This window comes from Klebsiella michiganensis, assembly GCF_002925905.1.
Classification (GTDB): Bacteria; Pseudomonadota; Gammaproteobacteria; order Enterobacterales; family Enterobacteriaceae; genus Klebsiella; species Klebsiella michiganensis.
This window is the reverse complement of sequence record NZ_PRDB01000006.1, coordinates 62,050-84,506: the sequence shown is the minus strand read 5'-3', so window position 1 is coordinate 84,506 and position 22,457 is coordinate 62,050. Positions and strand designations below refer to the sequence as shown.

The window sequence follows — 22,457 nt, the reverse complement described above, 5'->3', positions numbered from 1 at the left end:
GCTACGGGTAATATACCTTCTGAGTTCAGAGGCATCTTCATGACATGGCAACAGTTCAAACAGGCGTGGCTGATTAAATTCTGGTCGCCCGTCCCCGCCGTTATCGCCGCGGGTATTCTCTCAACCTACTACTTTGGCATTACCGGCACCTTCTGGGCCGTCACCGGCGAATTCACCCGCTGGGGTGGGCAATTGCTGCAGCTCGTCGGCGTGCACAGCGAAGAGTGGGGCTACTATAAGCTCATTCATCTCGAGGGCACCCCGCTCACCCGTATCGACGGCATGATGATCATCGGCATGTTCGGCGGCTGTTTCGCCGCCGCGCTGTGGGCGAATAACGTCAAGCTGCGCTTCCCCCGCAGCCGGATCCGCATTCTGCAGGCCGTCGCCGGGGGAATCATCGCCGGTTTCGGCGCCCGTCTGGCGATGGGCTGCAATCTGGCCGCATTTTTTACCGGTATCCCACAGTTTTCTCTGCACGCCTGGTTCTTTGCCATCGCTACCGCTATCGGAACCTGGTTCGGCGCGCGCTTTACCTTACTGCCCATCTTCCGTATTCCGGTAAAAATGCAGAAAGTGTCCCAGGCCTCGCCGCTGACGCAAAAACCTGACCAGGCGCGGCGCCGGTTCCGTCTCGGCATGGTGGTCTTTTTCGCCATGATCGCCTGGGGCCTGCTCACCGCGGCCGATCGGCCGAAGCTCGGCCTGGCGCTGCTGTTTGGCGTCGGATTTGGCCTGCTCATCGAGCGGGCGCAGATCTGCTTCACCTCCGCCTTTCGCGATATGTGGATCACCGGACGTACCAATATGGCGAAGGCGATTATTTTCGGCATGGCCGCCAGCGCTATTGGGATCTTCAGCTACGTGCAGCTGGGTATGGAGCCGAAAATCATGTGGGCGGGGCCCAACGCGGTTATCGGCGGCCTGCTGTTTGGCTTTGGCATCGTCCTGGCGGGCGGCTGCGAAACCGGCTGGATGTACCGCGCGGTGGAAGGTCAGGTGCACTACTGGTGGGTCGGGCTGGGCAACGTTATCGGTTCAACGATCCTCGCCTACTACTGGGACGGGCTCTCTCCGGCGCTGGCCACAAGCTGGGATAAAATCAACCTGCTGGCGACCTTCGGGCCATTCGGCGGCCTGCTGGTGACCTATCTCCTGCTGCTGATCGCGCTGATTCTGGTGATTGGCTGGGAAAAACGGTTTTTCCGCCGCCAGTCTCTCGCCCCCTCGACCGTTAAGGAAAGCGCATGAAAACTCTGGTCCCCGATTATCGCCTCGATATGGTTGGCGAACCCTGCCCCTATCCGGCCATCGCCACGCTCGAAGCCATGCCTTCGCTGAAGAAAGGCGAGATTCTGGAAGTGGTCAGCGACTGTCCGCAGTCGATTAACAACATCCCGCTGGATGCCAAAAACCACGGCTATACCGTGCTCGACATTCAGCAGGATGGGCCAACCATCCGCTATTTGATTCAAAAATAGCCAGAAAAAAGCCGGTAGTGGGCTACCGGCTGTCTTCCGCATCACATGCGCTAGCCCGCGCGTCACGGGCCTGAAAACGTCAACGATTACCAGCCCTTAACCGCATCGCCTTTGTAAAGCTGCTCTGCTGCCGCGGCCACCTCATCGCTCTGGTAGGCCTTCACCAGGTTTTTCACCTTTTCGCTGTCTTTATTTTCGATACGACTGGCGAAAATATTCACGTAAGGGGAATCTTTGCTTTCCACAAACAGGCCGTTGCGCGACGGCGACAGCCCGACCTGGCTTGAGAAGGTGGTATTGATAATCGCCATGGTTATCTGCTGGTCGTCCAGCGCGCGGGTGAGCTGCGGCGCTTCAATTTCGACGATTTTCAGCTTTTTCGGGTTGTTGATAATATCCAGCGAGGTGGGCAGCAGACCTACGCCGTCCTTCAGCGTAATCAGCCCCTGCTTTTGTAGCAGCAGCAGAGAGCGGCCGAGGTTAGTTGGATCGTTGGGGACCGCCACCTGCGCGCCATCGGGCAGCTGAGCGACCGACGTGATTTTCTTCGAATAGGCCGCTATCGGATAAACGAACGTGGTGCCAACCTGAACCAGCTTATAGCCGCGCTCCTGGATCTGTTTGTCCAGATAGGGCTTATGCTGGAAAGCGTTAGCATCAAGATCGCCATTGTTCAGCGCCTCGTTGGGCAGGACGAAATCATTAAACGTCACCACCTCAACGTCGAGATTGTACTTCTCTTTAGCCACTTTTTGCGCCACCGCCCAGACTTCCTGGTCAACGCCTGCGCTTATGCCCACTTTGATGTGGTTGGGGTCCTGCTCGCCAGGTTTGCAGGCGGCCAGCAGCAGCGAGCCTGCGACAACCAGCGGTACCGCGACTTTTTTTAACGTGAAGATCATATTCCCAGAGTCCTTTTTAAAATTGCCTGCCATTCATTGCAGGAAAACCAGCGCCTGAGACTATAGAAAATCTCGGGCGCGAAATTAAATACTGATTGTCTATGATTAATAGCGTTTTGCTATGAGCGATTTCGTCATTGCTCCCTTTGAGAGGGCAATCTTCCCTTCCCTCACCGTTTTCCCTTGTATTGTTCGGTAATTTTCTCCGCTTTTAACCATTTATCGTTCTGATGTACAATGACGCGCACTTTAACTAAAAAAAGAGTGCGACCATGATTGATTTAACTTTGCCATTAACCGACATCCATCGCCACCTTGATGGTAATATCCGGGCCCAAACCATTCTCGATCTTGGCCGCCAGTACAACCTCGCCCTTCCGGCAGACACCCTCGACACATTACGTCCTCATGTACAGGTCACCAGCAATGAGCCTGACCTGGTCAGCTTCCTCGCTAAGCTGGACTGGGGCGTAAAGGTGCTGGCCTCGCTGGAAGCCTGCCGCCGCGTCGCTTATGAAAACCTCGAAGATGCCGCTCGCAACGGCCTGCACTACGTTGAACTGCGTTTCTCTCCGCGCTATATGGCGATGACCCACCAGTTGCCGGTCGCGGGCGTGGTCGAAGCGGTGATCGCCGGCGTTAAAGAAGGCAGTCGCGACTTTAACGTTGAGGCCCGCCTGATCGGCATTCTGAGCCGCACCTTTGGCGAAGCGGCCTGCGAAGAGGAGCTTGGGGCCCTGCTCGCCCATCGCGATGGCATCACCGCCCTCGACCTCGCCGGGGATGAGCTCGGCTTCCCGGGAAATCTGTTTATGGATCACTTCAGCCGCGCGCGCGATGCGGGCTGGCGCATCACCGTACATGCGGGCGAAGCCGCTGGCCCGGAAAGCATCTGGCAGGCGATTCGCGAACTGGGCGCCGAGCGTATCGGCCACGGCGTGAAGGCGGTGCAGGATCCGGCGCTGATGGATTATCTCGCCGCGCAGCGAATCGGGATTGAGTCCTGCCTGACCTCTAATATTCAGACCAGCACCGTGCCATCCCTGGCCGAGCATCCGCTGAAAACATTCCTTGAACACGGCGTGCTGGCCTGCATCAATACCGACGACCCTGCCGTTCAGGGCGTCGATATTATCCACGAATACACCGTCGCCGCCCCGGCTGCCGGTTTAAGCCGCGAGCAAATTCGCCAGGCGCAGAGAAACGGTCTGGAGCTCGCCTTTTTAAGCGCCCAGGAAAAAGCGGCGCTGATCCAGCGCGTGCAGCAGGCTTGATGTTTCTCCCCCGTGCCAGCACGGGGGGAAGCTCAATCAGCGCCTGGCCAGCGCGTTTCGTCAGGTCGGCCTAATTCAGGCACAGCGTCGCCCGATGCCTGGCCGACTCCAGCCCAAGCTCAATCAGCTCCATAATCTGAATCGCCTGGCTTGCCGGAACCGGGTTAACGCCGATGCCATTAAGCGCATCGCGAATGGCGGCGTAATAGGCCGGATAGTTGCCCGGTAGCGTCAGCCACGACTCCTCGGTGATTTCCTCGCCTTCGGCACGCGTCAGCAGCCCGTCGCGCATATCGTACCCCCAATCCTCCTGCGGCAGGCGCTCGCCGCTTTTCAGCCGTTCTTCCTGCGGATCAAGGCCGTATTTCACATAGCTTCCCCGCGAACCGTGGATGATAAAGCGCGCCGTTTCCGCCGCGGCCACCAGGGTTCCGTGCAGCACCACGCGACGCTGCGGCCAGGCCAACACCGCATGAAAATAGTCTGTGGACTGGGAGCCAGGCCGTAGCTGAGCCAGGTCGACCTGCATACTCACCGGCAGACCGAAGAGATTTACCACCTGGTCCAGCAGATGCGGGGCAAGATCGTACCAGATGCCGCTGCCCGGCCCACCTTGCTCGCGCCAGCGTTGCCGTACCTGCGGTCGATAGCGGTCGAAATGCGACTCAAAATAGCCGACTTCCCCTAACAGGCCTTCGTTAATCAGCGACTTCACCGTCAGAAAATCGCTGTCCCAGCGGCGGTTATGGAACACGGACAGCAGTCGCCCCTCGCTTTTGGCAATGGCCTCAAGCTCGCGAGCCTGTGACAGCGTCACGGTAAACGGTTTATCCACCACTACATGCTTGCCCGCTTCCAGCGCGGCTTTCGCCAGCGGGAAATGGGTATCGTTGGGCGTGGGGATCACCACCAGATCGATATCGGGGTCGCTAAAGAGCGCCTGCGGCGCGGTCACCACCTTCACCGCAGGCCAGTCGGCCAGCACTTTCGTTTCATCGCTGCTCGAGACCGCCGCCAGCGTCATCCCCGGCGTACCGCTGACCAGCGGCGCATGAAAGGTTTTGCTCGCATAGCCGTACCCGATTAAACCTACCCGGATAGGGTCACTCATTTTTCTGCCCCCTTAACGAAATGTCGCAGCCGCACTAATACCGCGATTCTGAACGCATCTTCGACGCGTTTGCCCCTGCACGGTTGCTCAGCTTTACACCATTTGCGCAGCTAAGATCATGTAACACTTGCGTTACTTCAGTCGTTGAGTACCATTTCAGTCTGGTTTCACCATTTGCCGTAGAGTTATGGAAAACGTTTTTAACCGTATTGTAGAACTTATTGGCTGGATTGTTTTGGGCGTTTCGGCCCTGCTTTTAGTTATCGCTCATCATATTGATAACTACCAGTCCCCGCCTGCCGTTGATGCTGTTCAGACGAAGCCGCTGTCAAATAAACAGTGACCCGCTTCGCAACTATGCAACCGGTTTCTGAAACCGGTTGCATAGTTGCATACGCCTTTATTACACTCTCTTTATCAATCGATAAGGAGTTTCTTCATGTCCAAATTCCCGCAACACTTTTTATGGGGCGCCGCGACAGCGGCCTGGCAGGTTGAAGGCGGTCACGATGCCGACGGCAAAGGCCCTTCTATCTGGGATATTTATTCTCACCTTCCGGGCACCACCTATCAGGGGACGACCGGTGACGTCGCCGTTGACCACTACCATCGTTTTCGCGAAGACGTAGCGCTGATGGCGGAAATGGGTTTGCAAAGCTATCGCTTTTCTATTTCCTGGCCCCGCCTGCTGCCTGGCGGCCGCGGTGAAGTGAACGAGGCTGGTGTCCAATTCTACAGCGACCTGATTGACGAACTGCTGGCGCATAACATTGAACCGATGATTACCCTGTACCACTGGGATCTTCCCCAGGCGCTGCAGGATGAAGGCGGCTGGGAGGCGCGCAGTACCGCGGAAGCCTTCGCTGAGTACGCTCGCCTGTGCTATCAACGTTTTGGCTCCCGGGTCAAACTGTGGGCAACCTTTAACGAGACTATCGTCTTTATCGGCCACGGTTACATTAACGGCCTCCATCCTCCTGCGGTGCGCGATCCGGCGCGCGCCATTCAGGCCTGCCATCACGTCTTTATCGCCCATGCGCTGGCCGTGAAAGCGTTTCGTGAAATGGGCGTGGCGGGGGAGATAGGGTTTGTCAACGTGCTGCAGCCGCACACCGCATTAACCGACAGTGAGGAAGATAAGCGGGCGACAGAGATGGCGGACGCCATCCATACCCACTGGCTCTACGATCCGGTATTAAAAGGCGGCTATCCCGAAGAGCTACTGCAGCAGACCCGGGCGCTGTGGGGGGTTCCGGTCTTTGAACCGGGAGACGACGCGCTGCTGCGTGACAACCGCTGTGACTTTATCGGCCTGAACTACTATCGCCGTGAAACCGTGTCGGCGCAGCCTCCTGAAGTACCGACCGGCGGCGAGCCGGGCGTGGATGGGCTCTTCCACTTCGTGCGCAACCCGCAAAGCACCTATACCGAATGGGGCTGGGAAATTTGGCCTCAGGGCTTAACCGACGGGATCATGATGATTAAAGCGCGCTACGGTGATATTCCGATCTACATCACCGAAAACGGCCTGGGGGCAATAGACCCGATTATCAATGGCGAAATCGTCGACGACCCGCGGATTGACTATCTCAGTAGCCACATTACCGCGCTTGAAAAAGCGCTGGAACAGGGCGCCGACGTGCGCGGCTACTACCCCTGGTCCTTTATTGATCTTTTGAGCTGGCTGAACGGTTATAAAAAACAATACGGATTCGTTTATGTCGATCACCAGCAAAAACTGGCGCGTAAACGGAAAAAGAGTTTTTTCTGGTACCAAAACGTTATTGCCAGCCGAGGCGAACAGCGTTAATCTTCTCTCCCAGGCGCCTTCCGGCGCCTGATTCAGTTCTGGAATACTCTTAAATTTCTTTTTACCAGGCCGGAAACATCATCTGTTCTTGTCACCGGTATTTACAACCGAAATAATTGCATACAGTTTATCTTAGAAAGGAACTGCCGGTTGAGAACAGGTTTACTCAGTATGGGTATATTCAACTTAATTTATTCCGATTATAAAATGGATACGCAAATGACCGTTCAGGACTACTTATTAAAATTTCGTAAAATCAGTTCGCTGGAAAGTCTGGAAAAACTTTTTGATCACCTTAACTATTCCCTGACCGATAACGAAGAGATCGTCAACATGTATCGCGCGGCCGACCATCGCCGGGCGGAGCTGGTTTCTGGCGGCAAATTGTTCAACATCGGCGAAGTGCCCAAGTCCGTCTGGCGCTACGTGCAATAAAGACTGTCATCATTCACGCCAGTTGCTTATACTTCCGCCCTGCTTTTATTTATAACTGGCGTTGAATTTTGGAGTAATAATGTCTTCTGACTCTGTGGAACGTATTGGCGGATGGCTTCTGGCACCGCTGGCATGGCTCCTGGTAGCCCTGCTTAGCGCCTCATTGTCGCTGCTGTTTTTTGCTGATGCCCTGATGTCTTCCCAGACTTACACATTGCTGAGCGCGATGAGTATCGAACATCTCGCTCTGTGGATCGCCTCCTTAGCGTTTGCGATCGCCATGTGGTACTACACGCTGTGGTTGACCATCGCCTTCTTTAAACGGCGGAAAGGGGTACCGAAGCACTACATTATCTGGCTGCTGATCACGCTTCTGCTGGCGGTAAAAGCCTTTGCCTTTTCCCCGATTTCCGACGCGCTCGCGCTGCGCCAGCTGCTTTTCCCTCTCCTCGCCGCAGCGCTGCTTGCGCCCTATTTCAGGCGTTCTCAACGGGTTAAGCGGACCTTTGTGAATCCGTAATAACCACACAGTTAACCTGTTGTCGCCGGTATCGATTTATTCGATAATAGACGGCTTTTTCTATTTCAGGTCGAATGATGGCTGATTATTTACTGCTCTTTGTTGGCACTGTCCTGGTTAACAACTTCGTGCTGGTGAAGTTTCTTGGACTGTGCCCGTTTATGGGGGTTTCCAAAAAGCTGGAAGCCGCTATGGGGATGGGGCTCGCCACCACGTTTGTGATGACGCTGGCCTCTATTTGCGCCTGGTTAATTGATACCTGGATCCTTATCCCGCTGGATCTGGTCTATTTACGTACGCTGGCCTTTATCCTGGTCATCGCCGTGGTGGTGCAGTTTACCGAAATGGTCGTGCGTAAAACCAGCCCGGCGCTGTATCGCCTGCTGGGCATATTCCTGCCGCTGATCACCACCAACTGCGCGGTGCTCGGCGTGGCGCTGCTCAACATTAACCTTGGGCATAATTTCCTGCAATCGGCGCTGTACGGTTTTGCCGCCGCGGTCGGTTTTTCGCTGGTTATGGTGCTTTTCGCCTCCATTCGCGAGCGACTGGTGGTAGCGGATGTTCCCGCGCCGTTTCGCGGTAACGCGATTGCGCTGGTCACCGCAGGTTTAATGTCCCTTGCTTTCATGGGTTTTAGTGGTTTGGTGAAGTTGTAATGAACGCTGTCTGGATAGCCGTGGTCGCCATTAGCCTGCTGGGGCTAATTTTCGGCTTAATTCTGGGGTACGCCTCCCGCCGCTTTGAGGTGGAGGATGACCCGGTGGTGGAAAAAATTGATGCCCTGCTTCCGCAGAGCCAGTGCGGCCAGTGCGGCTATCCTGGCTGTCGTCCCTACGCTGAAGCGGTGGGGACCCAGGGCGAGAAAATCAACTGCTGCGCCCCCGGCGGCGAAGCGGTGATGCTGAAAATCGCCGAGCTATTGAACGTCGATCCGCAGCCGACAGACGGCGATGCGCAGGAAGCCGAACCGGCGCGAATGCTGGCGGTGATCGACGAGGCGAACTGCATCGGCTGCACAAAATGCATTCAGGCCTGTCCCGTCGATGCCATCGTCGGCGCCACGCGCGCCATGCATACGGTGATGAGCGATCTCTGTACCGGCTGTAATCTTTGCGTCGCGCCTTGTCCGACGCAATGTATTGAACTGCGCCCGGTGGCACCGACGACAGAAACCTGGAAATGGGATCTTCAGACCATCCCGGTACGCATTATTCCCGTGGAACAACATGTTTAAGTTATTTTCCGCTTTTCGCAAAGATAAAGTCTGGGACTTCAACGGCGGCATCCATCCGCCAGAAATGAAAACCCAGTCCAACGGTACCCCGCTGCGTCAGGTTTCGCTGCCGCAGCGTTTTGTCATTCCGCTAAAACAGCATATTGGCGCGGAAGGTGAGCTCTGCGTTCAGCCGGGCGATCGCGTCCTGCGCGGCCAGCCGTTAACGCGTGGCTGGGGCAGAATGCTGCCGGTGCACGCCCCGACGTCCGGTACGGTGGCGGCCATTGCTCCCCACTCTACCGCCCACCCTTCCGCGCTGGCGGAAATGAGCGTCATTATTGATGCCGATGGCGAAGACCGCTGGATTGAACGCGATGGCTGGAACGATTACCAGAATAAATCCCGCGAAGCGCTGATTGAGCGTATTCACCAGTTTGGCGTGGCCGGACTGGGCGGCGCGGGTTTCCCGACCGGCGCCAAGCTGCGCGGCGGCGGCGACAAAATCGACACACTCATTATCAACGCCGCCGAGTGCGAACCCTATATTACCGCCGACGACCGTCTGATGCAGGATTGCGCGGCGCAGATCGTCGAGGGTATTCGCATCCTTGCCCATATTCTGCAGCCAGCTCAGGTACTGATCGGCATCGAGGATAATAAACCGCAGGCGATTTCGATGCTGCGCGCGGTATTAGCCGACACGCACGGTATTTCCCTGCGCGTGATCCCCACGAAATATCCCTCCGGCGGCGCGAAACAGCTGACGCAGATCCTCACCGGCAAGCAGGTGCCTCACGGCGGACGCTCCTCTGACATCGGCGTGCTGATGCAGAACGTCGGCACCGCCTATGCGGTGAAACGCGCGGTAATCGACGGCGAGCCGCTGACGGAGCGCGTCGTCACCCTGACCGGGGAAGCGATCTCGCGTCCGGGCAACGTCTGGGCGCGCCTCGGCACTCCGGTCAGCCATCTGCTCAACGATGCCGGTTTCTGTCCAAGCGGCGATCCTATGGTAATTATGGGCGGGCCGCTGATGGGCTTCACCCTGCCGTGGCTCGACGTGCCGGTCGTGAAAATCACCAACTGTCTGCTGGCGCCGTCGGCGAGCGAAATGGGCGAGCCGGAAGAGGAAAAAGGCTGCATCCGCTGCAGCGCCTGCGCGGACGCCTGCCCGGCCGATCTTCTGCCGCAGCAGCTTTATTGGTTCAGCAAAGGCCAGCAGCACGACAAAGCCACCAGCCATAACCTGGCGGATTGCATTGAGTGCGGCGCCTGCGCTTGGGTCTGTCCAAGCAATATCCCGCTGGTGCAGTACTTCCGCCAGGAAAAAGCGGAAATTTACGCGCTTGCTCAGGAAGAGAAACGCGCGGCGGAGGCGAAATTACGCTTTGAGGCCCGTCAGGCGCGTCTTGAGCGCGATAAAGCCGCGCGTCTTGAACGGCATAAGCAGGCCGCGGTCCAGCCCGCGGCGAAAGATCAGGACGCGATTAACGCCGCCCTTGCCCGGGTACGGGAAAAGCAGCGTGACGCGGCGCAGCCGATTATCGTGCTCTCCGGCGCCAAACCGGATAACAGCGAAGCCATTGCCGCCCGCGAAGCCCGCAAGGCCGAGGCCCGGGCACGCAAAGCTCAGCAACAGGCACAAAGCAACGTCGCCGGGCCGTCATCTGACGCCGCCGTTGACCCGCGCAAAGCCGCCGTCGAGGCCGCCATCGCCCGAGCCAAAGCGCGCAAAGTCGAACAGCAGGCGGTTCCTGCGGAAGACGCCCCAGCAGAGCAGCCCGCCGCCAGTGACCCGCGCAAAGCCGCCGTCGAGGCCGCCATCGCCCGGGCCAAAGCGCGTAAAGCCCAACAGCAGGCGGTTCCTGCGGAAGACGCCCCAGCGGAGCAGCCCGCCGCCGTTGACCCGCGCAAGGCCGCCGTTGAGGCCGCCATCGCCCGGGCTAAAGCGCGTAAAGCCCAACAGCAGGCCGCTCTGGCAGAAGACGCCCCAGCGGAGCAGCCCGCCGCCGTTGACCCGCGCAAGGCCGCCGTTGAGGCCGCCATCGCCCGGGCTAAAGCGCGTAAAGCAGAACAACAGCAACAAGCAGTTCCCCCGTCGGCAGCCAATGATGACGCCCGCAAAGCGGCAGTCGCTGAAGCAATCGCCCGCGTTCAGGCCCGGAAAGCATCCCGGCAGGCAGTTAACGAGGATTAAATGGTTTTCAGAATCGCAAGTTCCCCTTATACCCACAATCAGCGCCAGACTTCGCGGATTATGCTGCTGGTGCTGCTCGCCGCCGTGCCCGGCATCGCGGTTCAGACCTGGTTTTTCGGCTGGGGTACCGTGCTGCAAATTATCCTTGCCGCCATCACGGCGTGGGGAGCCGAAGCGGCCATCCTTAAACTGCGCAAACAAAATATTCCCGCGATCCTCGCCGATAACTCCGCGCTGCTGACCGGCCTGCTGCTGGCCATCAGTATTCCGCCTTTTGCTCCCTGGTGGATGGTGGTGCTGGGGACCGCGTTCGCGGTGATCATCGCTAAACAGCTCTACGGTGGTCTGGGTCATAATCCTTTTAACCCGGCGATGATCGGCTATGTCGTACTGCTCATCTCCTTCCCGGTCCAGATGACTTCGTGGCTCCCGCCGCATGAGATAGCCGCCAATGTTCCCGGATTTAGCGACGCGCTGCGGATGATTTTCACAGGTCACACGGCGAGCGGTGGAGACATGAACAGCCTGCGAATGGGCATTGACGGTATCAGCCAGGCCACGCCGCTGGATACCTTCAAAACCTCGCTTCATGCCGGTCACGCGGTTGAAGAGATTCTCCAGTATCCTGTCTACGGCGGCGCGCTCGCCGGCCTCGGCTGGCAGTGGGTTAACGTGGCGTATCTGGCGGGTGGTCTGTTCCTGTTATGGCAGAAAGCCATTCGCTGGCATATTCCGGTCAGTTTTCTGCTGAGCCTTGCCGTTTGTGCTACCCTCGGATGGCTGTTCTCCCCGGAAAGCCTCGCCTCGCCGCTGATTCATCTGCTGTCCGGCGCCACCATGCTGGGCGCGTTCTTTATTCTGACGGATCCGGTTACCGCCTCCACCACCAATCGCGGACGCCTGATCTTCGGCGCGCTGGCGGGATTACTGGTATGGCTAATTCGCAGCTTTGGCGGCTATCCGGATGGCGTGGCCTTTGCCGTTCTGCTGGCCAATATTACCGTTCCCTTGATCGATTACTATACGCGCCCGCGCGCGTACGGCCACCGCTGAGGACCCGAACATGTTACAAAGCATGCGTAAACACGGCATCACGCTGGCCCTCTTTGCGGCGGGGTCTACCGGGCTGACGGCCGCGATTAACGAGCTGACCAAAAGCACCATTGAAGACCAGGCTGCCCAGCAGCAAAAAGCCTTATTTGACCAGGTTATGCCGGCTAATCTTTATAACAACGACTTGCTGAAAAGCTGTTATCAAGTTACCGCCCCGGCGCTGGGAAAAGGCCAGCACAAGGTTTGGATCGCTCAGGATGGCGAAAAACCGGTGGCTGCGGTGATGGAAGCCACCGCACCGGACGGCTATTCCGGGGCCATTCAGCTGCTGGTGGCCGCCGATTTTAAAGGTACCGTGCTGGGTACCCGCGTCACCGAACATCATGAGACGCCGGGGCTGGGCGATAAAATCGAACTCAGAATTTCCGACTGGATCACCCTCTTTGCCGGTAAAGTGATTCATGGGCAAAACGACAGCCACTGGGCCGTGAAAAAAGACGGCGGCGACTTCGACCAGTTTACCGGGGCCACCATTACCCCGCGCGCGGTGGTCAATGCCGTCAAGCGCGCCGGCCTGTACGCACAAACGCTGCCCGCGCAGATTTCCGCATTCACTCCCTGTGGAGACTAAATCATGAGCGAAGTAAAAGACGTTATTGTTCAGGGGTTGTGGAAAAACAACTCCGCGCTGGTTCAGCTGCTGGGGATGTGTCCCCTACTCGCCGTGACCTCGACCGCCACCAACGCCCTTGGCCTTGGGCTGGCGACGACGCTGGTGCTCACCCTGACGAACCTGACTATTTCCAGCCTGCGCCGCTGGACGCCGGCGGAAATCCGTATTCCGATTTACGTCATGATCATCGCTTCGGTGGTGAGCGTCGTGCAGATGCTGATCAACGCCTACGCGTTCGGCCTCTATCAGTCTCTGGGGATCTTTATCCCGCTGATTGTCACCAACTGTATCGTGGTTGGGCGCGCTGAGGCCTTTGCCGCGAAAAAAGGCCCGGCGCTGTCGGCGCTGGATGGTTTTTCCATCGGTATGGGGGCAACCTGCGCGATGTTTGTGCTCGGCTCAATGCGGGAAATTCTCGGCAACGGTACCTTGTTTGACGGTGCCGATAGCCTGCTCGGCAGCTGGGCTAAAGTTCTGCGCATTGAAGTATTTCATACCGATACGCCGTTTCTGCTGGCGATGCTGCCGCCGGGGGCATTTATTGGCCTCGGCATGATGTTGGCGGTAAAATACCTTATCGATGAACGTAGCAAACAGCGCAAAGCTAAAGCGGTACAAGCCGATGTCGTTGCGCCGTCTGATGTGACGGGAAAAGCCTGGAATGAATAAGAGTAAACGCCTGGAGATCCTCACCAGGCTCAGGGATAACAACCCGCACCCCACCACGGAGCTGAATTTTCACTCGCCGTTTGAATTATTGATCGCCGTCCTGCTCTCGGCGCAGGCCACCGACGTCAGCGTCAACAAAGCGACGGCAAAACTCTACCCGGTCGCCAACACGCCGGCGGCCATGCTGGCGCTGGGCGTTGAGGGCGTGAAGTCGTATATCAAGACTATTGGCCTGTTTAACAGCAAAGCAGAAAACGTCATCAAGACCTGTCGTATCCTGCTTGAGCAGCACAATGGTGAAGTGCCGGAAGATCGGGCGGCCCTTGAGGCGCTTCCCGGCGTCGGCCGTAAAACCGCGAACGTGGTACTCAACACCGCCTTCGGCTGGCCGACAATCGCCGTCGATACGCATATCTTCCGCGTTTGCAATCGTACACAATTTGCGCCCGGTAAGAACGTTGAACAGGTCGAAGAAAAGCTGTTAAAGGTGGTTCCAGCGGAATTTAAAGTCGACTGCCATCACTGGTTAATCCTGCACGGTCGTTATACCTGTATTGCCCGCAAACCGCGCTGCGGCTCCTGCCTGATAGAAGACCTTTGCGAGTACAAAGAGAAGGTCGATCTCTGAACACGCACCGCGTCATTATCCATCAGGGTGATGACGCTGCTTTTCCCCCGCCTTCATCGACATTCACGCCATCATTTTCGCGCTGTTGCGGGTGATTATGCGGTTATATAATCATCGGCCAGCTTATTCATTTTTTTTAGAGGCAAAATTTCTATACATTTGTGATCGAGATCACCTGGTCAATTTATTGTTGATTTAATGTTAACGCTTTTGCGTGCAAACCTGCTGATTCAAATACCCTTAAGTTAAATACCAAAACAATAACCCATCAATTTTTAGGATTACGGGCTATATCACTGGATGCAAGCGCATACAGCCGAACATATCGCCATTATGCGAAAAACTTCGGATTCCAACAGATAAAAACTCTCCCTTTGGCTAAATCTTGAAATTTAACTCTGAATAACATTTGAGTAGGCGGTGTATTATGCCGCATGGAATATGTGTAACAGATTATTGCAAAGCTATTGCCTGAAGGGGCAGGATAGTGAACATTACCTGCCGTTTTCCCTCCAGAATAACTATAAAGGCGGCGGTCTGAGAAGATTGCGCCCCGAACACCCCCCGTTAATATGGGATGTAAAAAAAGAGGTATTTGTGTCGACTGCAAACAATAAACCAACAGAAAGCGTAAGTTTAAACGCTTTCAAACAACCACGTTCGTTCTATCTCATCTTCTCTATTGAGCTGTGGGAACGTTTTGGTTTCTACGGCCTGCAAGGGATCATGGCCGTTTACCTGGTTAAACAGCTGGGTATGTCAGAAGCGGACTCTATTACTCTGTTCTCCTCCTTTAGCGCCCTGGTCTACGGTCTGGTGGCGATTGGCGGCTGGCTGGGCGACAAGGTGCTTGGCACTAAGCGCGTCATCATGCTCGGCGCAATCGTTCTGGCTATCGGCTACGGCCTGGTGGCGTGGTCAGGGCACGATGCAGGCATCGTATATATAGGTATGGCGACGATTGCCGTCGGTAACGGCCTGTTTAAGGCTAACCCCTCTTCCCTGCTCTCAACCTGCTATGAAAAGAACGACCCGCGTCTGGACGGTGCATTTACCATGTACTACATGTCCATCAACATCGGTTCTTTCTTCTCTATGCTGGCCACGCCATGGCTGGCGGCGAAGTTCGGCTGGAGCGTCGCTTTCGCCCTGAGCTTTGTCGGCCTGGTGATCACCATCGTCAACTTCACTTTCTGCCAGCGCTGGGTTAAACAGTACGGCTCGAAGCCTGACTTCGCCCCGCTGCAGATAGGCAAGCTGCTGGCGACTATCGTTGGCGTGGTGGTTCTCATCGCGATTGCAACCTGGCTGCTGCACAACCAGGGTATTGCACGTATGGCGCTGGGCGTGGTTGCGCTGGGCATCATCGTTATTTTCGCTAAAGAAGCCTTCGCGATGCAGGGCGCGGCCCGTCGCAAAATGATCGTCGCTTTCATCCTGATGCTGCAGGCGATTATCTTCTTCGTTCTGTACAGCCAGATGCCAACCTCCCTCAACTTCTTTGCGATTCGCAACGTTGAACACTCTCTACTGGGCATCGCTTTCGAGCCTGAGCAGTACCAGGCGCTGAACCCTTTCTGGATCATTATCGGTAGCCCGATTCTGGCCGCCATTTATAACAAGATGGGCGATACCCTGCCGATGCCGATGAAGTTTGCTATTGGTATGGTCCTGTGCTCCGGCGCCTTCCTTGTCCTGCCGCTGGGCGCTAAGTTCGCCAGCGATGCGGGCATCGTAAACGTCAGCTGGCTGGTGATCAGCTACGGCCTGCAGAGTATCGGTGAACTGATGATTTCCGGTCTGGGTCTGGCGATGGTGGCACAGCTGGTTCCGCAGCGCCTGATGGGCTTCATTATGGGTAGCTGGTTCCTGACTACCGCTGGCGCCAACCTGATCGGCGGCTACGTGGCGAACATGATGGCGGTGCCGGATAACGTGACTGACCCGCTGATGTCGCTGGAAGTTTACGGTCGCGTGTTCCTGCATATCGGTGTCGCCACCGGCATTATCGCCATCCTGATGCTCATGACGGCGCCGAAGCTGAACCGTATGACCCAGGACGACGATAAAACGGCAAAAGCCAGCGATACCGCTACGGCTTAAGCTCCCCGGGAAAACCCATAAATTTAAACCGCTAACGCGCTGTTAGCGGTTTTTTTTTACCCCTGGGCGGACTAACATACAGGAAACCGCAGCCACGAGGAGTTACCGATGAAACTGTTCTACAAATCCGGCGCTTGTTCCCTTGCTTCGCATATCGCGCTACGCGAAAGCGGGCTGGACTTCACCCTGCAGGGCGTTGACGTGATGAAAAAACGTCTCGAAAACGGGGATGATTATCTGCAGATCAACCCGAAGGGTCAGGTACCGGCGCTGCTGCTGGACGATGATGTGCTGCTGACGGAAGGCGTGGCCATTATGCAATATATCGCCGATCGCGTGCCGGACCGCCAGCTGCTGGCGCCGGTGGGAAGCATCGCCCGCTATCAGACGCTGGAGTGGCTAAACTACGTGGCGACGGAGCTGCATAAAGGTTTTACTCCGCTGTTTCGCCCGGATACGCCGGAGGATTATAAACCTGTCGCTCGCGCGCTGCTGGACAAAAAAATGCAGTACGTGAACGAATGCCTGGAAGATAAAGAGTGGATTAACGGGCACCGTTTCACTATCGCCGATGGCTACCTGTTTACCGTGCTGCGCTGGGCGTACGCCGTGAAGCTGGATATGGAAGGCTATAGCAATATTGCGGCCTGGATGAAGCGCGTTGCCGCGCGGCCTGCGGTAGCCGCCGCCCTCGAGGCTGAAGGGCTGAAGTGAAGCCGATGCTTGCCCGACGCAGGTCGGGCAAGTTGTTCTCACGCCTCTTAAAGCTGCGTGGCGCTGAAGTAGTGCTCCGGCTGCGCGATGCGATCCTGAGCCGCCACAACCTGTAGCTCATACTCCTGCATATTTTTTGTCGCCAGCATGATTTCATACACCGCGGCGGTCACGTGCTCCAGCGCATCGCGCAGTCCCGCGCCCTGCAGCAGCTTAACCAGCAGCAGCCCGCTGGTGACATCGCCGACGCCCACCGGCTGGCGCATGCCAAAATCCACCAGCGGACGGCTGATGTGCCAAGCTTCCTGCGCGGTGACCAGCAGCATTTCAAAACGATCCATACTCAGCCCGGCCCGCGAAAGATGCTTCACCAGCACCACTTCCGGCCCCTGTGCAATCAGCTCGCGCGCGGCCAGCACCGCTTCGTTAACGTTCGCCACCGGATGCCCGCAGAGGATCTCCAGCTCAACCAGGTTTGGCGCAATAATATCGCTCGCCGGCAGCGCATAGCGTACATGAAACTCCGCGACGCCGGGCGCTACGATACAGCCCTTTTCAGGGTGCCCCATGACCGGATCGCAGAAATATTTCGCGGCCGGATTGGCGCTTTTCACCTGACGCACGATGCCAAGAATATGTTCGCCCTGTTCCGCCGATCCCAGGTATCCGCTTAATACCGCGTCACAGCGCTGCAGCTGGTTAATATCGGCAATCCCCTGAACAATTTCCGTCAGATGCGCTGGCGGCATCACGCAGCCGGTCCACTTTCCGTATTGGGTATGGTTGGAGAATTGTACGGTATTAAGCGGCCAGACGTTGGCGCCAAGGCGGCGCATCGGAAATTCAGCGGCGCTGTTGCCCGCATGGCCAAACACAACGTGGGACTGGATGGCGAGGATATTCTTCATCTTGATTACCTGAGAGCAAAAAATAAGGGGCGCGGTTTCCCACGCCCCTGCCTTTACGCAATTACTTCCAGCAGACCAGACAGTAATTTTTCTTACCGCGACGCAGTAAGGTGTAGCGACCAAAGAGACGGTCGGCATCAACAAATACGTATTCCGGGTCGGACTGTTTTTCGCCGTTGATGGTCACCGCATTGGATGCGATGGTTTTACGCGCCTGACCGCGGGACGGCTGCAGTTCAGAATCCACCAGCGCCTGCATCAGATCGGCGCCTTTATCCATTTCGATCATCGGCACGCCATCCTGCGCCAGCTGTTCGAAATCGGCTTCGCTCAAATCGCTCAGGTTACCGTTGAACAGGCTCTCGGTAATGCGTTTTGCCGCCACCAGACCTTCTTCACCGTGCACCAGGCGGGTCACCTGTTCGGCCAGCACATACTGGGCGCGCGGTGCTTTACCGCTGTTTTTGTCTTCTTCTTCCAGGGCATTGATTTCAGCCATGTCCATAAAAGTGAAGAACTTCAGGAAGCGATAAACGTCGGCATCCGCGGTGTTGATCCAGAACTGGTAGAACTTGTACGGACTGGTTTTCTTCGGATCCAGCCACACTGCGCCGCCTTCGGTTTTACCGAATTTCGTGCCGTCCGCCTTGGTGATCAGCGGAACTGTGAGGCCAAAGACCTGGTTCTGGTGCAGACGACGGGTCAGGTCGATACCGGAGGTAATGTTGCCCCACTGGTCAGAACCGCCGATTTGCAGCGCCACGCCGTGCAGTTTGTTCAGGCAGGCAAAGTCGTACCCCTGCAGCAGGTTGTAGGAGAACTCGGTAAAAGAGATGCCCTGGTCGTCACGGTTCAGACGCTGCTTCACCGCTTCTTTGTTGATCATCTGGTTTACCGAGAAGTGCTTGCCGATATCACGCAGGAAAGTCAGCACGTTCATGCTGCCAAACCAGTCGTAGTTGTTGGCGGCAATGGCAGAATTTTCACCGCAATCAAAGTCGAGGAAAGGCGCGACCTGTTTGCGGATTTTATCTACCCACTCCTGCACGGTATCTTCAGTGTTCAGTTTACGCTCCGCGGCTTTAAAGCTCGGGTCGCCAATCAGACCGGTCGCGCCGCCCACCAGGGCAACCGGTTTATGGCCGGCCATCTGGAAGCGTTTCAGGCATAACAATGGAACAAGATGCCCCAAATGCAAGCTGTCAGCGGTGGGATCGAAGCCGCAATAGAGCGCGATCGGGCCTTGCGCCAGTCGCTCTGCTAACGCTTCTTCGTCCGTCACCTGGGCTATCAGCCCCCGCTCCTGCAATTGTTTAATCAAGTTACTGCTTGCCATCAAATTCTCCATCTATAAAACGACTGCACCTCTGCCGGTACACGACTTTTCGCCAGACGCGAAAAAAATATCTACGCAAAATTATTCAAGCTGCGTCGCCGCGGCAAGCATGTGAAAGCCCAGGGAACTTACTCAGGTAAGCGACAGAGCCAGGCAGGCGCAGCTAACAAAGATGCAGCTTGAAAAATGAAGCGTATAGAATAAAGCGCCGGGCCACGATGCACCAGCGCTTAACACAACATTTTTGCGTCCTTTATGGCGCCAGTCGGTCGATTTGCCAGCCGCCGTTTTGCCGCTGGTAGAGAAAACGATCGTGCAGACGATGCTCGCCGCCCTGCCAGAACTCCATCTGTTCGATACTGACGCGGAATCCGCCCCAGAAGCTCGGCAGCGGCACTTCGCCCTGCTGGAATTTTTGCTTAAGCTCGAGGAACTTACTCTCAAGGATGCCGCGCGCCGAGATACGGCTGGACTGCTGCGACACCCATGCGCCAATCTGACTATCGCGCGGACGGCTATGGAAATATTTCACCACTTCCAGCGTTGAAAGGCGTTCCGCTTTACCGATAACCATCACCTGACGTTCCAGCATATGCCATGGGAAAAGCAGGCTGATGCGGGGATTTTTTTCAATCTGATGGGCTTTGCGGCTGCCGAGGTTGGTATAGAACACCAGGCCTTTCTCATCGTAGTGCTTGAGCAACACGATGCGCTGGTAAGGCTGCGAGTTTTCATCGACGGTCGCGACAACCATCGCCGTTGGGTCAGCGAGCTTTGCGTCACAGGCCTGACGCAGCCAGCGCTCAAAGAGTGCCAGAGGTTCGGCGGGAAGATCGTGGCGGCGCAGGCCACCACGGGTATACTCACGGCGCAGGTGCGCGATTTGCTGCAATTCGTCGTTATCAGACATGGCAATTGAGAAAATAATCAAAGGGTAGCGTTATTGTGCGCCCCCATGGCTGAAATCTCAACGTTTGGCGGTTTGCAGCTGACAGTTTTCCAGCACGATACGGTCCCGTTTATAGACGGTGGCGCTATCGCCCTTCGACCAGAAGACGTAAACGCCATCGGTATAGCGCGCGCCAGAAGCGGAGAGCCCCTGCTGTAAATTGAGCCGCTGATTATCGTAAATAAAGCTGACCTGCTGGCGAGTATGATTGAGATGGACGGTCAACGGTTTCTGGTCACACTGATACTCGAGGGTGTCCGTATTCATCCGCTCGACAAACTGGTTGTAATAGCTACAGCCCGCCAGCATAAAAGGTACAGCAAGAATAAGAATTTTTTTCATCAATTTGCCTTCGACTTTCCCGGTCCGGGAAGGCATAACGCCCTCCCTCAACGCTGTCCAGTTTACGAAGAAACCGGCGCGGGTGATTTCAGTTAACTCTGATTTTGCGGCGGATTGGCCGGAAAAATCGCACCAAGCACGGAAGCTTGCGACGCGCCGGTCACGGAAGGGAGATTGCCGGGTAGTCCGGCAAGCGTCCGCCACGCCAGCCATGCGAAAGCCAGCGCCTCCATATCATCACCGCTGATCCCCGCCTCATCGGTCGTCGATACCTCGGTTCCCGGCAGCAGCGCCGCCAGACGGGCCATCAGAAGCGGATTGCGCGCCCCGCCGCCGCATACCAACAGACGTTCACATCCCCCGCTGAGCAGCACCTGTTCACTGATGCTGACGGCGGTCAGCTCCGCAAGGGTCGCCTGAACGTCCTGGGCGCGAAGCCCCGGATAACGCGCCAGATGCTGCGACAGCCAACCGTAGTTAAAGTATTCACGACCGGTGCTCTTTGGCGCCGGCAGCGCAAACCACGGATCGCTTAGCATATCCTGCAGCAACGGCAGCACAATTTTACCCTCGCTGGCCCACTGTGCGTCTTTATCGAAGGGTTTACCGCACTGACGCCAGACCCACGCATCCATCAGCATGTTGCCCGGGCCGGTGTCGTAGCCGCGCACCGGCAGACCTGGCGCCAGCAAAGAGAGGTTGGCGATCCCGCCAATATTGAGAACCATTCGACGCTCAACCGGGTGCGCCAGCAGCGCGTGGTGGAACGCCGGGACCAGCGGCGCGCCCTGCCCGCCGAGCGCCATATCGCGACGGCGAAAGTCCCCGACCACCGTCACGCCGGTATGCGCGGCAATCTGGTTATTGTCGCCAATCTGCAGAGTATGCGGCGCATCGCCTGCTGGCTCATGCCAGACCGTTTGGCCGTGGCAGCCGATAGCGATGATGTCCGCCGCCTTAAGCTTTTCCTGAGCCATCAATGCCAGAACCGCATCGGCAAATAGGCGTCCCAGGCGCGTATCGAGACGCCCCAGCTGCGAAAGAGTCAGCGGCTGCCCCTGGCAGATGGCCAGGATATCTTCTTTAATCGCGATGGGGATGGGATAGGTCAGGCTGGCCTGCTGGGCAACCAGATTTTCATTAATTGCTGCGAGAACAACATCAACACCATCAAGGCTGGTGCCGGACATAACGCCGATAAAGCGGCCTGATTTCATACGCTTTCCTTCATTCCATGACTCTCGTATATCCCCACACTCCATCATAAACGAGGGGGCAAAGCTACGCTGCTATAATACTTTTTAACAATACAAGCAGCGCTGCCGGTTCTTAGGGTAAAGAACTTGTGTTTAGTTTAGGTTGAGACGACTCTGATTATTATTTTTTGTATAGTCGTTGCATCTGCTATGCCAGCAGACGCTTAAATGCCATATAATTGGCTACAAGGAAGTTCAACAGAACGCTTCTTGGTGAACAGGAGATTCATAAATGATTTTACGTGTTTTGGCTGTCTCGATGATTGGTTTTACGCTTGCAGGCTGCGTCAGCAGCAGCGGCCTGTCCGGCGATGTTTACTCCGCATCTGAAGCCAAACAGGTCCAGAGCGTGACCTACGGCACCATTGTGCATACCCGTGCGGTGCAGATTCAGGGCGGAGATGACAGCAACGCCATCGGCGCTATCGGCGGCGCGGTGCTCGGCGGCTTCCTCGGTAACACCATTGGCGGCGGCACGGGTCGCTCCCTGGCAACGGCGGCAGGCGCTGTCGCCGGCGGCGTAGCCGGTCAGGGCGTACAGGGCGCGATGAACAAAACTCAGGGCGTTGAGCTGGAAATCCGCAAAGATGACGGTAACACCATCATGGTCGTGCAGAAGCAAGGCAGCACGCCGTTCTCCGTCGGCCAGCGCGTAGCCATTGCCGGCAGCGGCAGCCAGGTGACGGTCTCCCCGCGCTAAATCTTCTCTCTGCGGCCCGGACGGGCCGCTTATTGATATAAAATACGTATTATTTTCCCAGCGTAAATAAATAATTCATATATATTTATATTTTTCTTTCATACATGCACTAATTTGCGCCCGCGCAATATTCCGCCCGTCACCATCAAGTATTCTCCAGCCAGTATTATTTAAACA

At 56.5% G+C, this 22,457-nt stretch carries 24 protein-coding genes; 17 read left to right on the top strand and 7 right to left on the bottom strand.

What is annotated here, in order from left to right; translation table 11 throughout:
• The first annotated feature begins 39 nt into the window (after positions 1 to 39).
• A complete protein-coding gene (gene yedE, locus CDA56_RS14640; RefSeq protein ID WP_025105821.1) occupies positions 40 to 1,251 on the top strand; it encodes a selenium metabolism membrane protein YedE/FdhT in 1,212 nt (403 codons plus the stop codon).
• Positions 1,248 to 1,481 carry a sulfurtransferase-like selenium metabolism protein YedF gene (yedF, locus tag CDA56_RS14635; protein ID WP_004102619.1) on the top strand — a complete coding sequence of 78 codons (234 nt, stop codon included), beginning with the start codon at positions 1,248 to 1,250 and terminating at the stop codon, positions 1,479 to 1,481. The genes yedE and yedF overlap by 4 nt, the downstream gene beginning before the upstream one ends.
• 86 nt (positions 1,482 to 1,567) lie before the next feature.
• Here the strand turns inward: yedF and metQ are convergent, their stop codons facing one another.
• Complete coding sequence (gene metQ, locus CDA56_RS14630) at positions 1,568 to 2,383, bottom strand: methionine ABC transporter substrate-binding lipoprotein MetQ (protein ID WP_004851417.1); 816 nt, start codon at positions 2,381 to 2,383, stop codon at positions 1,568 to 1,570.
• Between the two features lie 272 nt (positions 2,384 to 2,655).
• Here metQ and add point away from each other — a divergent pair, with 272 nt between their 5' ends.
• Positions 2,656 to 3,657 carry an adenosine deaminase gene (gene add / locus CDA56_RS14625; protein WP_064357284.1) on the top strand — a complete coding sequence of 334 codons (1,002 nt, stop codon included), beginning with the start codon at positions 2,656 to 2,658 and terminating at the stop codon, positions 3,655 to 3,657.
• A 70-nt stretch (positions 3,658 to 3,727) separates the two neighbouring features.
• On the opposite strand, the gene CDA56_RS14620 is transcribed toward add, so the two are convergent.
• Positions 3,728 to 4,768 carry an oxidoreductase gene (locus tag CDA56_RS14620; protein ID WP_014838658.1) on the bottom strand — a complete coding sequence of 347 codons (1,041 nt, stop codon included), beginning with the start codon at positions 4,766 to 4,768 and terminating at the stop codon, positions 3,728 to 3,730.
• A gap of 187 nt (positions 4,769 to 4,955) precedes the next feature.
• On the opposite strand from CDA56_RS14620, the gene blr reads away from it, so the two are divergent.
• The 13 genes from blr (at position 4,956) to gstA (ending at position 16,789) form a co-directional block, all read left to right on the top strand.
• Entirely contained in the window at positions 4,956 to 5,111 is a 156-nt protein-coding gene (gene blr / locus CDA56_RS14615; protein WP_102803287.1) for a division septum protein Blr, read from the top strand.
• A 96-nt stretch (positions 5,112 to 5,207) separates the two neighbouring features.
• Positions 5,208 to 6,578 carry a GH1 family beta-glucosidase gene (locus CDA56_RS14610; protein WP_103814325.1) on the top strand — a complete coding sequence of 457 codons (1,371 nt, stop codon included), beginning with the start codon at positions 5,208 to 5,210 and terminating at the stop codon, positions 6,576 to 6,578.
• Positions 6,579 to 6,797: 219 nt separating this feature from the next.
• Positions 6,798 to 7,013: a transcription modulator YdgT gene (gene ydgT / locus CDA56_RS14605; RefSeq protein WP_004134363.1), complete on the top strand. Its 216-nt coding sequence runs from the start codon at positions 6,798 to 6,800 to the stop codon at positions 7,011 to 7,013.
• Between the two features lie 79 nt (positions 7,014 to 7,092).
• Positions 7,093 to 7,533, top strand: a complete 441-nt coding sequence (locus CDA56_RS14600) for a DUF2569 domain-containing protein (RefSeq protein ID WP_004851426.1) — start codon at positions 7,093 to 7,095, stop codon at positions 7,531 to 7,533.
• A 77-nt stretch (positions 7,534 to 7,610) separates the two neighbouring features.
• Complete coding sequence (gene rsxA / locus CDA56_RS14595; RefSeq protein WP_004102633.1) at positions 7,611 to 8,192, top strand: electron transport complex subunit RsxA; 582 nt, start codon at positions 7,611 to 7,613, stop codon at positions 8,190 to 8,192.
• Positions 8,192 to 8,770: an electron transport complex subunit RsxB gene (rsxB, locus tag CDA56_RS14590; RefSeq protein WP_025105826.1), complete on the top strand. Its 579-nt coding sequence runs from the start codon at positions 8,192 to 8,194 to the stop codon at positions 8,768 to 8,770. Before rsxA ends, rsxB begins: the two co-directional genes overlap by 1 nt.
• Positions 8,763 to 10,949 (top strand): electron transport complex subunit RsxC, encoded by a 2,187-nt coding sequence (gene rsxC, locus CDA56_RS14585; protein WP_064392112.1) that lies wholly within the window; start codon positions 8,763 to 8,765, stop codon positions 10,947 to 10,949. The genes rsxB and rsxC overlap by 8 nt, the downstream gene beginning before the upstream one ends.
• Entirely contained in the window at positions 10,950 to 12,002 is a 1,053-nt protein-coding gene (gene rsxD, locus CDA56_RS14580; RefSeq protein WP_103814329.1) for an electron transport complex subunit RsxD, read from the top strand.
• A 10-nt stretch (positions 12,003 to 12,012) separates the two neighbouring features.
• Positions 12,013 to 12,633, top strand: a complete 621-nt coding sequence (gene rsxG / locus CDA56_RS14575; RefSeq protein ID WP_004851434.1) for an electron transport complex subunit RsxG — start codon at positions 12,013 to 12,015, stop codon at positions 12,631 to 12,633.
• Positions 12,634 to 12,636: 3 nt separating this feature from the next.
• Positions 12,637 to 13,344, top strand: coding sequence for an electron transport complex subunit E (locus CDA56_RS14570; RefSeq protein ID WP_004851436.1), 708 nt, complete (start codon positions 12,637 to 12,639; stop codon positions 13,342 to 13,344).
• Entirely contained in the window at positions 13,337 to 13,972 is a 636-nt protein-coding gene (gene nth / locus CDA56_RS14565) for an endonuclease III (protein WP_004851438.1), read from the top strand. The genes CDA56_RS14570 and nth overlap by 8 nt, the downstream gene beginning before the upstream one ends.
• A 597-nt stretch (positions 13,973 to 14,569) precedes the next feature.
• Positions 14,570 to 16,075 (top strand): dipeptide/tripeptide permease DtpA, encoded by a 1,506-nt coding sequence (dtpA, locus tag CDA56_RS14560; RefSeq protein WP_032748929.1) that lies wholly within the window; start codon positions 14,570 to 14,572, stop codon positions 16,073 to 16,075.
• Positions 16,076 to 16,183: 108 nt separating this feature from the next.
• Complete coding sequence (gene gstA / locus CDA56_RS14555) at positions 16,184 to 16,789, top strand: glutathione transferase GstA (protein WP_004851441.1); 606 nt, start codon at positions 16,184 to 16,186, stop codon at positions 16,787 to 16,789.
• Between the two features lie 47 nt (positions 16,790 to 16,836).
• On the opposite strand, the gene pdxY is transcribed toward gstA, so the two are convergent.
• The 5 genes from pdxY to anmK form a co-directional block, all read right to left on the bottom strand.
• The gene (gene pdxY / locus CDA56_RS14550) at positions 16,837 to 17,697 is read right to left on the bottom strand and encodes a pyridoxal kinase PdxY (protein WP_009654806.1); all 861 of its coding nucleotides are present in this window, start codon (positions 17,695 to 17,697) and stop codon (positions 16,837 to 16,839) included.
• 61 nt (positions 17,698 to 17,758) lie between these two features.
• Entirely contained in the window at positions 17,759 to 19,033 is a 1,275-nt protein-coding gene (tyrS, locus tag CDA56_RS14545) for a tyrosine--tRNA ligase (protein ID WP_004851444.1), read from the bottom strand.
• Between the two features lie 253 nt (positions 19,034 to 19,286).
• Positions 19,287 to 19,943: a pyridoxamine 5'-phosphate oxidase gene (gene pdxH / locus CDA56_RS14540; protein ID WP_004851446.1), complete on the bottom strand. Its 657-nt coding sequence runs from the start codon at positions 19,941 to 19,943 to the stop codon at positions 19,287 to 19,289.
• A 57-nt stretch (positions 19,944 to 20,000) separates the two neighbouring features.
• Positions 20,001 to 20,324 carry a C-type lysozyme inhibitor gene (mliC, locus tag CDA56_RS14535; RefSeq protein ID WP_077599002.1) on the bottom strand — a complete coding sequence of 108 codons (324 nt, stop codon included), beginning with the start codon at positions 20,322 to 20,324 and terminating at the stop codon, positions 20,001 to 20,003.
• A gap of 92 nt (positions 20,325 to 20,416) precedes the next feature.
• Positions 20,417 to 21,541 (bottom strand): anhydro-N-acetylmuramic acid kinase, encoded by a 1,125-nt coding sequence (gene anmK / locus CDA56_RS14530; protein WP_032748924.1) that lies wholly within the window; start codon positions 21,539 to 21,541, stop codon positions 20,417 to 20,419.
• Between the two features lie 271 nt (positions 21,542 to 21,812).
• Here anmK and slyB point away from each other — a divergent pair, with 271 nt between their 5' ends.
• Positions 21,813 to 22,280: an outer membrane lipoprotein SlyB gene (gene slyB / locus CDA56_RS14525; RefSeq protein WP_004851450.1), complete on the top strand. Its 468-nt coding sequence runs from the start codon at positions 21,813 to 21,815 to the stop codon at positions 22,278 to 22,280.
• Positions 22,281 to 22,457 lie beyond the last annotated feature (177 nt).